We start from the raw sequence: 12,954 nt of genomic DNA on the forward strand, positions 1-12,954 counted from the left end.
GGGAATCTGAAGGAAAGGCCGAAGGCCTTGACGAAGATGACGACGGGGGAGTCCGGAGCGAACGCTCCGGACCGCAATCGTGGGCGCGAGCCGCCACGCCGCCCGCGACGACGGGCGACCTACGAAGACTCGTGGGACCTACGAAGACTCGTGCGCACTCATAGCGCCCAACAAGCCCCAAGAAGACCCAAACGAACCCACGAAGATCACAGCCCGTTCTGCTTGAACCAATCCAACATCCGCGTCCAAGCCTGCTCCGCCTCAGCCTTCCGATAAGAAGGCCGATAATCCGCATGAAACGCATGCGGCGCGTCCGGATACACATCGATCCGCGAAGCCTTCGCCGCCGCCGGCCCCTGCGCCAGTTCCAGCCGCATCTTGTCCACGTCCGCCATCGAAATCCCGGCGTCCTTGCCGCCGTACGCCCCCAGCACCTTCGCCTTCAGGTCGTTCACCTGGCTCAGCACCGACTTGGGCTTCAGTTCCGAAGGCTGTCCGCCCAACTGGCCGTACCAGGCCGCGCCGGCCTTGAGCTTCGGGTTGTGGGCCGCATACAGCCAGACCTGGCGGCCGCCCCAGCAAAAGCCCACGATGCCCAGCCGGTCCGGATTGCCGCCGTTGGACGTGGCCCAGGCCGCGGTCGAGTCCAGGTCGGACATCACCTGCGCGTCCGGGACCTTGCCGATGATTTCCGCCTGCAACTTGGGGATCTCGGTGTACTTGGACGGATCGCCCTGGCGCGCGAACAGCTCGGGCGCGATGGCCAGATAGCCCTGGTGGGCCAGCCGCCGGCACACGTCCTGGATGTACTCGTGCACCCCGAAAATCTCCGACACCACCAGCACCGTGGGCAGGTCCTTCTTGCCCTTGGGCGCCGCGCGGTATGCCGGCATCTTGCCGTCCTTGACCGGGATGTCCACCTTGCCGGCGACAAGGCCGTTGACGTCCGTGGTGATCGTGGTCTGCGCCACGGCCTGTCCGGCCGCCAGCGAAAACCCCGTCGCCACCGTGGTGGCCATGAAACCCCGCCGGTTCAACCGCAGGGGCGGAAGCAGGCTGTCGAAGTGCGCGTCCTGGTCATTCATCGAGAATCTCCTGGCAAAAAGCTGGCAGGGGCGGCTGGACGCCGCCTTCCGGACCAGCCTGGTTCACTTTAGGGAGAAGTCCACGCGCGAGGGTTGCCCCTCGTCCTTGATGCCATCCGCGTCCAGTTGCGGCGCAACGATGAACACGCGATCCGCGAGTCCTTCCTGGGCTTGCAGCTTCTCATAAACCGCCTGCGCGCGCGCATCGGCCAGTTGGCGCAACTGCTCGTCGCCCACCGGCGCCACGCTGCGCAGCATCTCCTCCATCTGCGCCGCCGGCACGGATTTGGACATGCCGATGAAGTTGCGCGGCTTGTCCTTGATGTCCGTGTCGTCGTAGACCTCTTCCAGATACTTGGCGCGCTCCGCGCCCGAGACCTCGACGCCGGCCGGGTTCGGCTTCTTGCCGCGCGGCGCGACGTCCGCTGCCTTGGCGGCGCGGATCTTGGCGTCGACCCAGGCCTGGCGCAGGCCTTCCATGTCGGTCTTGGGATCGGCGCGGCCGCTGATGTCCATCTTCAGGGCCGGACGGTCCGTCAGCGCCTTGGTCAGCGTGTCGATGCGCTGCAGGCTGTCCTCGGTCAGCGCCGCGCTGCCCGGCGCAAATTCCACGTAGGACAGTTCTTCCCCGCCGCCGAAGGCCGAGGCCAGCAGACTGAAGGGCGAAGTCACCGCCTTGACCACCAGGTTCAGCAGCACGCGCACCACGATGCCGCCCACCGAGAACTCCGGATCGTCCAGCGAACCGGAAATCGGCAGGTTGATGTCGATGTTGCCGCGCGAGTCCTTCAGCAAGGCCACGGCCAGCAGCACCGGCAGCTTGGTCGCGTCGGGACTGTTGGTCTTGTCGCCGAAGGTCAGCTGGTTCAGCACCACATGGTTGGTGGCTTGCAGCGCGCGGTCCTTGATCTTGTATTCCAGGTCCACCGAGAGCTTGCCGCGCTTGATGGGGTAGCCCACGTACTTGGCCGAATAGGTGTTGAAGCGCGGCAGGTCCACGCCCTTGGCCGAAGCCTTCAGGTCCAGCGACAGGTACTTGGCGAAAGGCTGCACCACCCCGCTGATCGACAGCGGCGCGGTGGTGTAGACGCGCCCGGTAACCTTGACCTTGGCGGGCTGGGGATTGGTGGACGACACCGCCGTGATCGAACCTTCGATGCTGGAGAGCTCGGCCACGTAGTTGGGCTTGACGAAGCGGTCCGTGAAGGTCATGCGGCCGCGGTTCAAGGTGACGCTGTTAACCGAGATGTCCGGCATGCCCCCGCCCCCCTTGGCGGCGGGCGCGGCGGGTGGCGGCGCGGCGCTGCGGCCAGGCGTCTGGGTGTCCTGGGTGATGGAGCCCCCGGCCTGGCCGGGAGCCGCCACCAGGTCCATGACATTCAGGCGACCTTGGGCGTTGAGCAGCACGCGGCCGTAGAAATCCTCGAGCGCGATGTCGCCCAGCTTGGCGCCGATCTTGTCGCCCGCCACCGAGATGTCCATGCCGGTAAAGCCCAGGCGCTTCCAGTTCAGGAAGTCATCCTTGTTGACTCGGTCCTGCAGGTCCACGCCGGTGACTTCGACGCCGCCCTTCCAGCTGGCCTTCATCGGCGCCGAACCGGCCGCGGCGGCGAACTCCGCGTTGCCCTTGGCGCCCAGCGTGATGGCGCGCACCGTGGCGTTCAGGCTGGAGGCCGCATAGGGCGCAAAGGACGCGACGTTCAGTTCCGACAAGTCCACGGAGGTTTTCACCGTCAGCGGCTGCGGCGTGAACGCGCCCTTGAGATCGAGCTTGCCATTGCCCTGGATGCCGGCGGCGGCCAGGGTGAAATTGCTCTGGCCCGGACCCATGGCCAGGCGGTCGGCGGTCACGCGCAGGCTTTGCAGCGCGATGTCCACGGCGGGCTTGAGGGATTCGTCGCGGGCCTTGAATTGGGTCAGGTCGGCCTGCACGGCGCTGGCGGATGCATCCACCGCGCCGTTCGTTTCCTTCACATGAACTTGCGCGCTGGCGGCCAGGCGGCCATCCAGCAGCGCGATCGGCGCCGCGTTGCGCACGGCCGGCGCCAGGGGCGCCAGCGCAATGTTGCCCAAGCGCACGCCCAGTTCCAGCGACAGCGGCTTCAGGACCAGCGGCCCCTTGGCGCGCAGCCAGCCGCCGTCGGTGCTGTTGTCCATGGTCAGCCACAAATTGATGGGCTGGCCGGACACCTGCGGCAGGGCCACGCCCTCGACCGTCGCGGCCAGGCCGGTCATCACGTAGTCCAGCTTGCTGACCGCGTCGGTGACGTAGACCTCGCCTTCGTGCAGATTGAAGGCATCCAGCTCGACCTTCCATTCAGCGGGCGCGGGCGCCGGCTGAGGCGCGGCGGCGTCCACGGCCGGGGTTCCTGCCGGAGTCGTGGCGGGCGGAGCGGCGGGCGTTCCCGCGGCGGGCGCTCCCGCGGCGGCGGCCGCTGCTGCAGGCGCAGCGCCCTTGGCGGAGGGGTCCGAGGTTGCGCCCGCTGCGGCCGGCGCGCCCTGGGCCTGGGGCTGGGCCGGGGCCGCGGCGGGACCGGCTTTGCCGCCCGCCTTGGTCGGGTCCAGGCCGCTGGCCTTGCGCAGCTTGTCGGCCACCGGCGTGGCGGTCGGCTCCACGCCGCCCAATCGTTTCAACCCGGCGACCACGTCCAGCCAGTTCAGGTTGGCATTGGCGTAGCGGCGCACATGGATCTGCGGCGCCCACAGGCCCACCTCGCCCACATAGGCGTGGCGCGCAATGGGCTCCAGTTCCAGGCGGGTGACCGTCAGCGCGCTCCAGGCGACGAGATTTGCGCCAGCGGTGTCGCGCAGGTCCAGCCGCCGCAGGCCAAGGTCTCCGACCACGCGGATCTTGGGCGGCGCGTCCTTGGGCTGCTCGAACACCACTTGCAGGTTGGAATCCAGCAGCGCGCTTTCCACCTTGAACGGCAGCGGCATGGGCCAGACGTCCGCCCACTTTTCCAGCTGCAGCCCGTTGAAGGCCACGCGCAGCGTGGACGAGGGCACCTTGTCGAAGGGGCGCGCCACGCCGTTCAGATCAAAGGGGCTGCCGTTGATGCGCAGATGCACGCGCGGCTGCACATCGATGTCGGTGGCGTAGCCGAACGTGGAGATGAACGGCACGCCCACGCCCAGCTCGTCGACCACCTGCTTGCGGCCGGTGACCTTGTCATCCAGCGTGATCGTGCCATTCTCGATCACCATATTGTTCAGCGAGAAGCGCGGCAGCCCTTCGTCCGGCTTGGGCGGTTCTTCGGGCTGGGCGGCCGTCAATTCGGCCACTCGTTGCTGAATATCAGAGAAATTGAAGCGCGTGACGTCCTCGCGGACGATGGCGATGTTAGGCTCGCGCAGCGTCATTCGATCGACGACCGGCGCAAACCAGAACAGGGAAGTCCAGGCCGCGCTGACGTCCAGCTCGGCCAGCGTCAAGAGCGGCGTCTGCGAATCGGGCTGGGCCACGGCCAGGTCGCGCGCGCGGACGGTCAGCGTGAAGGGATTGAAGCTGATGTCGCCGACGGAGACGTCCCGCCCGATCATCTTGGAGACGTCCTGCACCAGGACGTTGTGCAGCACTTTGGGGACTTGCCAGGCGGCAACCCCGAAAAGGATCAGTACGAATGCCGCAATACCCAGAAGAATCTTGCCGACCCGGCGGGTTAACCGAAGCTTGGGCATCCGCAAGGGCATTGCGCGTCTCCTGATACGAATTGAAGGACGAGCGTTTCCGTCCTTCTAATGACTACAGGCGCGATTATCGCGCCCCCTGCACCGCTCGTCTATCATAGGCGTATCGATGGGCCGATCCGGCCAGCCGGGACCGCCCTTTTCAATCATTAACAATTATCGCTCCCGATTCCCATGTCCACGCCCACCCCAACCTTGAGCCACCTGGATGAAGCCGGGCAGGTCCGCATGGTCGACGTCATCGCCAAGACCGACACCGAGCGCGTGGCGATCGCCACCGCCAGCGTGCGCATGAACGCCGTCGCCTATGGCCTGCTGACCCAGCCGGGCCAGGGCAAAGGCGAAGTCCTCAACACCGCCCGCGTCGCCGCCATCCTGGCCGCCAAGCGCTGTGCTGACACCATCCCGCTGTGCCACAGCCTGCCGCTGGCCTTCGTCGGCGTCGAGTTCGCGCTGGACGACGCCGAACACCGCATCGACGTGCTAGCCACCTGCCGCACCAGCTACAAGACCGGCGTGGAAATGGAAGCCATGATGGCCTGCAGCGTCGCCGCACTGACCATCTACGACATGTGCAAGGCTGCCGACAAGGGCATCGTCATCGAGCAAGTTCGCCTTAAGTACAAGGCAGGAGGAAAAAGCGGTGAATGGCGCAACGATTAATCTTCTCTACTTCGCGCGCGTGGCCGAACTGGTCGGCAAGCGCTCCGAAGCCTGGCCACTGGAAGGCGAGTCTACCGGCGCGCAGCTGCTTGCCGCGCTGGGCGAACGCTACCCCCAGCTGGCGCCCTCCGCGCGCCTGAAGCTGGCCATCAACCAGACCCACTCCAAGCCGTCCGCGCCCATCCGCGCGGGCGACGAGGTCGCGGTATTCGAACCCGTCACCGGAGGTTGAACGCCATGATCAGCGTCCAGGAAGCCGACTTCGACGGCGCCGCGCTCACGGCCGCGCTGCGGGAGAGCGCCGGCCCGGGCGTGGGCGGCATCGTCACGTTCGTGGGCTATGTGCGCGACTACGCGCCCGACACGCCCACCGACACGCTCTTTCTCGAACACTACCCAGGCATGTGCGAACGTGAACTGGAAGAGATCGCCGCGACCGCCCGCGCGCGCTGGAACCTGGCCGGCACGGTCATCGTGCACCGGGTGGGCGCGCTGCACCGCAATGCCCAGATCGTCTTCGTCGCGGCGGCCAGCGCCCATCGCGGCGACGCCTTCCGCGGCTGCGAATACATCATCGACGCGCTCAAGACGCGCGCGCCCTTCTGGAAGCGCGAAACCCTCGCGGGCGGCAGCAGCTTCTGGGTGGAGCAACGCCAATCCGACCAGGACCGCACGCAGTCCTGGGATGAAGACACCACCGCCTAGAGGAGGAAAATCCATGAGCGACGAAAGCCTTGTTTCGCTGGCCTGCGCCGTGCTTACGGTCAGCGACACCCGCAGCGCGGGCGACGACACCTCCGGCAATCTGCTGGCCCATAGCCTCGCGCATGCCGGCCATCAGTGCGTGCGCCGCGACATCGTCAAGGACGACATCTATCAGATCCGCCGCATCATGAGCGACTGGATCGCCGATCCCGAGGTGCAGGTGATCCTGACCACGGGCGGCACGGGCTTCTCGCATCGCGACCACACGCCCGAGGCCATCGTGCCCCTGCTGGACCGCGAGATTCCCGGCTTCGGCGAGCTGTTCCGCCAGATCTCCTATACCGAGATTGGCAGCTCCACCATCCAGTCGCGCGCCTTTGCCGGCTCGGCCAACCAGACGCTGATCTTCTGCCTGCCCGGCTCGAACAACGCCTGCGAAACCGCCTGGGCGCAGATCATCCGCGAGCAGCTGGACAGCAGTCACCGTCCCTGCAATTTCGCCACCCATTTCAAGCAACGCGAAGAAGACAACTGACCCATGCTGGATTTTGATCAAGCCCAGACCCTGCTGGCCAACGCCGCGGGGCCGCTGCAACGCAGCGAAGAGGTGAGCCTGGCCGATGCCGCCGGCCGCGTGCTGGCCGCCGATCTCACCGCCACCGTGGACATACCGCCTGCCGACAACAGCGCCATGGACGGCTATGCGCTGCGCGTGGCCGACTGGGGCGCCGGCGTGCGCCTGCCCATCCAGCAGCGCTGCTACGCGGGGGAAATGCCGGAACCGCTCAAGCCTGGCCACGCCATCCGCCTGTTCACCGGCAGCCTGATTCCCGAAGGCGCGGATACGGTCGTCATGCAGGAAGACACCACCGAAGCCGACGGCCAGGTGGAAATCTCGCGTGCGCCCAAGGCCGGCCAGCACATCCGCCGCCGCGGCGAAGACACCATGGCCGGCGCGCCGCTGCTGGCCGCGGGCACCGTACTTGAAGCCGCCCACGTGGCGCTGATGGCTTCGCAAGGCCTGGCCCGCGTGCAAGTCTTCGGCCAGTTGCGCGTGGGCATCCTGACCACCGGCGACGAGCTGGTGCTGCCCGGCCAGCCGCGCGCGGCCGAGCAGATCTACAACTCCAACGGCCCCATGCTGGCCGCCCTGGCGCGCGGCATGGGCGCCCTGCCCGTGCACGTGCTGCACGCCCGCGACACCGAGGCCGACCTGCACGCCGCATTCAAGACGCTGCTGGCCGATTGCGACCTGGTGGTGAGCGTGGGCGGCGTGTCGGTGGGCGAACGCGATCTGGTCAAGCCCGCGCTGGCCTCGCTGGGCGGCGAACTGGCGCTATGGAAGGTGCGCATGAAGCCGGGCAAGCCGGTGGCGCTGGCGCAGATCGACGGCAAGCCCGTGGTCGGCCTGCCCGGCAACCCGGTGTCGGCCTACGCCGTGTTCACCCTGCTGGTGACGCCACTGATGCGCCGCATGCAGGGCCGCGAAACCCTGTTCCCGCCGACCAGCCTGCTGCCGCTGCGCACCGAGCATCCGCGCCAGGACAGCCGCGAGGAATTCCTGCGCGTGCAGCGCCGTCTGGCCGACGACGGCAGCGCCGAACTGGTGCCCTACGGCCATCAGGGTTCCGGGGTGATCAGCTCGCTGCCCTGGGCGACGGGCTTGGCCCGACTGCCGGCCGACGTGCAAGTGCAGGACAAGGACCGGGTCGCCTACTACGACCTGCGTCACTGGCTGGCGTAGCGCTCGGCCCGCGCCAGTTCATCTGGCGTGTTGACGTTCATGAAGGCATCGGGCGCGTCGTCGAAGCAGGCTTCGACCGCGCCCATCCTCGCCTGCCACAGCCCCACCTTGCGGTCCCCGGCCCGCAGGTACGCCAGCAGATCGGGCAATAGCGACGTGCGCAAGGCCATGCAGGCCGAATGGCGCTGTCCGTCCGCCACCGCATAGGCCATGGGCGCATTGGCGGACTCGGCCGCGCGCACCAGGCGAGCCGCCAGGTTCGTGGGCAAAAACGGCGTGTCGCAGGGCGCCACCACCAGCCAGGCTTCCTGCTGCGCGGCCGCCAGGCCCGCGGTTATACCCAACAGCGGCCCTTGCCAGGCGCCCAGATCGGCTTCACCGTCCCGCACGACCTCGCCGTAGCGGTCATAGAGATCCAGATGGCGGTTGGCGCTGATGATGAGGCGCGACACCTGCGGCGCCAGCCGGCGCGCGACGTGCGCCACCATGGGCTCGCCGCGCAGCATGACCAGCCCCTTATCCTGCCCGTTCATGCGCGCGCCCTGGCCGCCCGCGAGGATCAGGCCGGCAACTCCCTTGCTGACACGAGCTTCAGCCACCGATGTAGCTCATCTCGATCTTGCGCGCGGGATCAGCCATGTTGCGGCCGCGCAGCTCGGAATAATGGTCGTTGCGCCCCGCCCAGATGCCCGCGATGATGCCGGCGAGTTCGGCGTCGCTGGCCCCGTCGCGCAGCGGCGCGCGCAGGTCGTAGCCGTCGTGCGCGAACAGGCACAGGAAGAGCTTGCCTTCCGGCGACAGGCGCGCGCGCGTACAGCCGCCGCAGAAGGCGTGCGTGACGCTGGAGATGACGCCGATCTCGCCGCCGCCGTCCAGGTAGCGCCAGCGTTCGGCCACGCGGCCCATTTCGCCGCTGGCCACGGGTTCCAGCGGATAGGCCGCGCCGATGCGGTCCAGCACTTCCTGGCTGGGCACCACCTCGGCCAGATTCCAGCCGTTGGTATTGCCCACGTCCATGTATTCGATGAAACGCAGGATGTGGCCGGAATGGCGGAAGCGTTCAGCCATGGGCAGGATCTGGCCGTCGTTCAGGCCGCGCCGCACCACCATGTTGACCTTGACCGGCGCGAGCCCGGCCTCGGCCGCGGCGTCGACGCCGCGCAGCACGTCGTCGGGCGTGAAGCCGCTGTCGCTCATGCCCTGGAACATGGCCGGGTCCAGCGCATCCAGGCTGACGGTGACACGCGTGAGCCCGGCGCTCTTGAGCGCCTCGGCCTTGCGCGCCAGCATGCTGCCGTTGGTGGTCAGGGTCAGGTCCAGCGGGCGGCCGGCGGGCGTGCGCAGGTCGGCCAACTGGCCCACCAGGTTCTCGATATGCTTGCGCAGCAGCGGCTCGCCGCCCGTCAGGCGGATCTTCTCCACGCCCAATTGCGTGAAGATGCCCGCCAGGCGGCTGATTTCCTCGAACGACAGCAGCGCCGAATGCGGCATGAAGGTGTAGCTGCTGTCGAAGACTTCGCGCGGCATGCAGTAGGTGCAGCGGAAGTTGCAGCGGTCCGTGACCGAAATCCGCAGGTCGCGCAAGGGACGCGCGCGCTGGTCCAGCGCGGGCTGTCCGTGCGGCGGCAGTTCGCCGGGCGCCAGCGGGCCGCTGCGGCGATCGGCAAGAAAGATCACTTTGCTCATGGGAGCATCATATCCCGGCGCATCGCGTTTCGCGCTCATGGAAAGGCCTCCTGCAGCGACTGCAGCCTGCCGGTGTCGCGGGCGTCGTAGCCCGCCAGCTGGCCGACGTAGCCGACGTAGTCCGGGCTGCGCATGATGGACAGCAGGTCGCGCATGGCCGGCGTCTCCAGCGAGGCCTTGCGGATGGCGAAGAAATAGCGTTCCCGCACCAGCGGGATGAAGTCCAGCCCGAAGCGGCAGGCGGCGGTTTCCACCCCTACGCCCGTGTCGGCCATGCCGCTGGCGATGTGCGCGGCAATGGCCATATGGGTGAACTCGTTGGTTTCGTAGCCCTGGACCTCGCTGATCGAGACCCCCGCCCGCTGCAGCATCAGGCCCACCAGATAACGCGTGCTGGAGCCAATCTGGCGGTTGACGAAACGCACGTCGGGCCGCGCCAGGTCAGCCATGCCGCGTATGTGCTTGGGGTTGCCGGCGGTGACGAACAGGCCCGCATTGCGCACCGCCAGGTGGATCAGCATGTACTCGTCAGCATGCAGCCATTGGGCGTAGCGTTCCATGATGGGCGCTTCGAAATCGCCCAGCGGCACCTGGAAGCCCGCCAGGTCGCACTCGCGACGCTCCAGCGAGGCCAGCGCCTCGATGGCGGTGCGGTAGCGCAACTCCAGGCCCGGCTTGCGGTTGCCCATGTGCTGCATCAGCGACTCCACCGCGAAGCCGTGGCTGGCATGCAGCCGCAGATGCGGGCCGCTCTCGGGCAGCAGGCGCTCCAGCTCTTCCTGCAGTTCCGAGGCCATGCTGTCCAGCGTGGGCATCAGGCGCGCCTCGATGCGGCGGTTGGCCCACAGCAGGCGCTGCGCGAACGGCGCCAGCTGCGTGCCCTGGCGGCGGTTGGTGATGAGCAACTGCGTACCGAAGATTGCCTCGAAACGGCGCAGCACGCCCCAGGCATGCCGGTACGACAGGCCACAGGCGCGACAGGCCCCGGCAATATTGCCAGTGGCATCGATCGCGGACAGCAGCGCCAGCATATCCTGCAATGGCACGGGTGCCGGGTCGTCGTCTCCGCCCAGGGTCCATTGCGGCCGCAGGCCGATACGGAACTTATATGTCATTTATTTCTTATTGAAGACGGTGAATTACCCCGTTAGAGTACACAAATAACGCGGTTGGAGGGAGTTTTATATGTTTTTTAAAACATATAAAACCGAACAACATCCAGCCCGGCACAACAGCAACACAGGAGGAGACCGACGTGCATCAGCGCGAGGCAACATCCGATCTGGCGTCCAGCGGCGGCGCCCGCGGCGGCCAGATGGCCCTGGACGCGGCCCAGGCGTCCCACACCCCGGCCATCGCGGCCACCGCCCGCATACTCGCCCGGCTGAAGGACCAGCCCGGCCCGCTGCTGCCCGTGCTGCACGCGGTCCAGCATGAACTGGGCTGTATTCCGGCCGCGGCGGTGGAGACCATCGCCGAGGCCCTGAACCTGTCCCGCGCCGAGGTCCACGGCGTCATCACCTTCTATCCGCATTTCCGCAGCGAACCCGCGGCGCGCCACACCCTGGAGGTCTGTCGCGCCGAAGCCTGTCAGGCCATGGGCGGCGAACATCTCGCCGCCCATGCGCGCACGGCGCTGGGCTGTGATTTCCACGCCAACAGCAAGAACGGCGATTTCACCCTGGAACCGGTGTACTGCCTGGGCCTGTGCGCCCAGTCGCCGGCGGTGATGATCGACGGGCGGCCCCATGCCCGCGTCACGCCGGAAAAGCTCGACCGACTGCTGGCCCGCACGCGGGAGGCGCAATCATGAGCTCCCCCATTGTCATCTACGTGCCGCGCGACGCCGCGGCGCTGGCCATGGACGCCGACACGGTGGCGCGCGACATCGAACGCGCCGCCGACGCCCGCGGTCTGTCCGTGCAGATCGTGCGCAACGGCTCGCGCGGCCTGCTGTGGCTGGAACCCATGGTCGAAATCACTACCCCGCAAGGCCGCATCGCCTACGGGCCGGTGCAGCCCGAAGACGTCGCCGCGCTGTTCGACGCCGGCTGGCTGAGCGGCGGCGAGCATCCGCTGCGCCTGGGCCTGACCGAAGAAATCCCCTACCTGAAGCACCAGGAACGCCTGACCTTCGCCCGCGTCGGCGTGACCGATCCGCTGTCCCTGCAGGACTACGCCGCCCATGGCGGCCTGCAGGGCCTGCAACGCGCCCTGGCCATGGAGCCCGGGCAGATCGTCGACGAAATGGTGGCTTCGGGCCTGCGCGGCCGCGGCGGCGCGGCGTTTCCGACCGGCATCAAATGGAAGACGGTCGCAGGCACCCCCGGCGACCAGAAGTACATCGTCTGCAACGCCGACGAAGGCGACTCCGGCACCTTCGCCGATCGCCTGCTGATGGAAGGCGACCCCTATGTGCTGATCGAAGGCATGACCATCGCCGGCCTGGCGGTGGGCGCCACCTACGGCTACATCTACGTGCGTTCGGAATATCCGCAAGCGATCGACACGCTGGAAGCCGCCATCGCGCGGGCGCGCAGCGTGGGCTGGCTGGGCGATGACGTGCACGGCAGCGGCCGCCGCTTCGACATGGAAGTGCGCAAGGGCGCGGGCGCCTACATCTGCGGCGAGGAAACCTCGCTGCTGGAAAGCATCGAGGGCAAGCGCGGCGTGGTCCGCGCCAAGCCGCCGCTGCCGGCGATCTCCGGCCTGTTCGGCAAGCCCACGGTCATCAACAACGTGATTTCTCTGGCCACCGTACCCATCATCCTGGCCAAGGGCGCGGCCTATTACCGCGACTACGGCGTGGGCCGCTCGCACGGCACGCTGCCGTTCCAGCTGGCCGGCAACCTCAAGCACGGCGGCCTGGTCGAAAAGGCCTTCGGCCTGAGCCTGCGCGACCTGCTGTACGGTTTCGGCGGCGGCAGCGCCTCCGGCCGGCCGCTGCGCGCGGTGCAGGTGGGCGGCCCGCTGGGCGCCTACCTGCCGGAATCGCAATGGGACGTGCCGCTGGACTACGAGGCCTATATCCAGATATCCGCCATGGTCGGCCATGGCGGCTTGGTGGCCTTCGACGACACCGTCGACATGGCGCGCATGGCGCGCTATGCGATGGAGTTCTGCGCCATCGAATCCTGCGGCAAATGCACGCCCTGCCGCATCGGCTCCACCCGCGGCGTGGAAACCATAGACAAGATCGTCGCGGGCGGCCCCGGCCGCGAGCAGCAGGTGCATCTGCTGCGCGACCTGTGCGACACGATGCTGGGCGGCTCGCTGTGCGCCCTGGGGGGCATGGCGCCCTACCCGGTGCTGTCGGCGCTGAACCACTTCCCGCAGGACTTCGGCATCGAGTCCTCCCAGTCTGCCGCGCACGCGGCCTGAACC

Annotated in this window: 12 protein-coding genes; 7 read left to right on the top strand and 5 right to left on the bottom strand. The window is 67.7% G+C overall.

From position 1 onward, the window contains the following. Window positions 1–206: 206 nt before the first annotated feature. Both IB258_RS12525 and IB258_RS12530 read right to left on the bottom strand, forming a co-directional pair. Complete coding sequence (locus tag IB258_RS12525) at window positions 207–1,085, bottom strand: dienelactone hydrolase family protein (RefSeq protein WP_119452207.1); 879 nt, start codon at window positions 1,083–1,085, stop codon at window positions 207–209. Between the two features lie 63 nt (window positions 1,086–1,148). Then, window positions 1,149–4,775: a DUF748 domain-containing protein gene (locus IB258_RS12530; RefSeq protein ID WP_192352646.1), complete on the bottom strand. Its 3,627-nt coding sequence runs from the start codon at window positions 4,773–4,775 to the stop codon at window positions 1,149–1,151. A gap of 171 nt (window positions 4,776–4,946) precedes the next feature. Here IB258_RS12530 and moaC point away from each other — a divergent pair, with 171 nt between their 5' ends. From moaC to glp, 5 genes are read left to right on the top strand one after another with little or no spacing between them, the layout of a single operon-like run. Beyond that, window positions 4,947–5,435 (top strand): cyclic pyranopterin monophosphate synthase MoaC, encoded by a 489-nt coding sequence (gene moaC, locus IB258_RS12535; RefSeq protein ID WP_042794830.1) that lies wholly within the window; start codon window positions 4,947–4,949, stop codon window positions 5,433–5,435. Further along, window positions 5,416–5,667, top strand: a complete 252-nt coding sequence (locus tag IB258_RS12540; protein WP_054451574.1) for a MoaD/ThiS family protein — start codon at window positions 5,416–5,418, stop codon at window positions 5,665–5,667. The genes moaC and IB258_RS12540 overlap by 20 nt, the downstream gene beginning before the upstream one ends. Before the next feature lie 5 nt (window positions 5,668–5,672). Further along, window positions 5,673–6,140, top strand: coding sequence for a molybdenum cofactor biosynthesis protein MoaE (locus tag IB258_RS12545; RefSeq protein ID WP_054451575.1), 468 nt, complete (start codon window positions 5,673–5,675; stop codon window positions 6,138–6,140). Window positions 6,141–6,153: 13 nt separating this feature from the next. Beyond that, the gene (gene moaB / locus IB258_RS12550) at window positions 6,154–6,675 is read left to right on the top strand and encodes a molybdenum cofactor biosynthesis protein B (protein ID WP_192352647.1); all 522 of its coding nucleotides are present in this window, start codon (window positions 6,154–6,156) and stop codon (window positions 6,673–6,675) included. A gap of 3 nt (window positions 6,676–6,678) precedes the next feature. After that, window positions 6,679–7,884: a gephyrin-like molybdotransferase Glp gene (gene glp, locus IB258_RS12555; protein WP_054451577.1), complete on the top strand. Its 1,206-nt coding sequence runs from the start codon at window positions 6,679–6,681 to the stop codon at window positions 7,882–7,884. Here the strand turns inward: glp and mobA are convergent. The 3 genes from mobA to IB258_RS12570 are packed head-to-tail and all read right to left on the bottom strand — an operon-like array spanning window position 7,869 to window position 10,685. Beyond that, the gene (mobA, locus tag IB258_RS12560) at window positions 7,869–8,483 is read right to left on the bottom strand and encodes a molybdenum cofactor guanylyltransferase MobA (protein ID WP_370539827.1); all 615 of its coding nucleotides are present in this window, start codon (window positions 8,481–8,483) and stop codon (window positions 7,869–7,871) included. The genes glp and mobA overlap by 16 nt on opposite strands. Continuing rightward, window positions 8,476–9,570 (bottom strand): GTP 3',8-cyclase MoaA, encoded by a 1,095-nt coding sequence (gene moaA, locus IB258_RS12565; protein WP_119449253.1) that lies wholly within the window; start codon window positions 9,568–9,570, stop codon window positions 8,476–8,478. The genes mobA and moaA overlap by 8 nt, the downstream gene beginning before the upstream one ends. Before the next feature lie 35 nt (window positions 9,571–9,605). Beyond that, the gene (locus IB258_RS12570; RefSeq protein WP_054451578.1) at window positions 9,606–10,685 is read right to left on the bottom strand and encodes a substrate-binding domain-containing protein; all 1,080 of its coding nucleotides are present in this window, start codon (window positions 10,683–10,685) and stop codon (window positions 9,606–9,608) included. Between the two features lie 140 nt (window positions 10,686–10,825). On the opposite strand from IB258_RS12570, the gene IB258_RS12575 reads away from it, so the two are divergent. Continuing rightward, complete coding sequence (locus IB258_RS12575) at window positions 10,826–11,383, top strand: formate dehydrogenase subunit gamma (RefSeq protein ID WP_192352648.1); 558 nt, start codon at window positions 10,826–10,828, stop codon at window positions 11,381–11,383. Next, a complete protein-coding gene (locus tag IB258_RS12580) occupies window positions 11,380–12,951 on the top strand; it encodes an NADH-quinone oxidoreductase subunit NuoF (protein WP_054451580.1) in 1,572 nt (523 codons plus the stop codon). Before IB258_RS12575 ends, IB258_RS12580 begins: the two co-directional genes overlap by 4 nt. Window positions 12,952–12,954 lie beyond the last annotated feature (3 nt).

The organism is Achromobacter sp. ACM02, assembly GCF_014851605.1.
GTDB classification, from domain to species: domain Bacteria; phylum Pseudomonadota; class Gammaproteobacteria; order Burkholderiales; family Burkholderiaceae_B; genus Achromobacter; species Achromobacter aegrifaciens.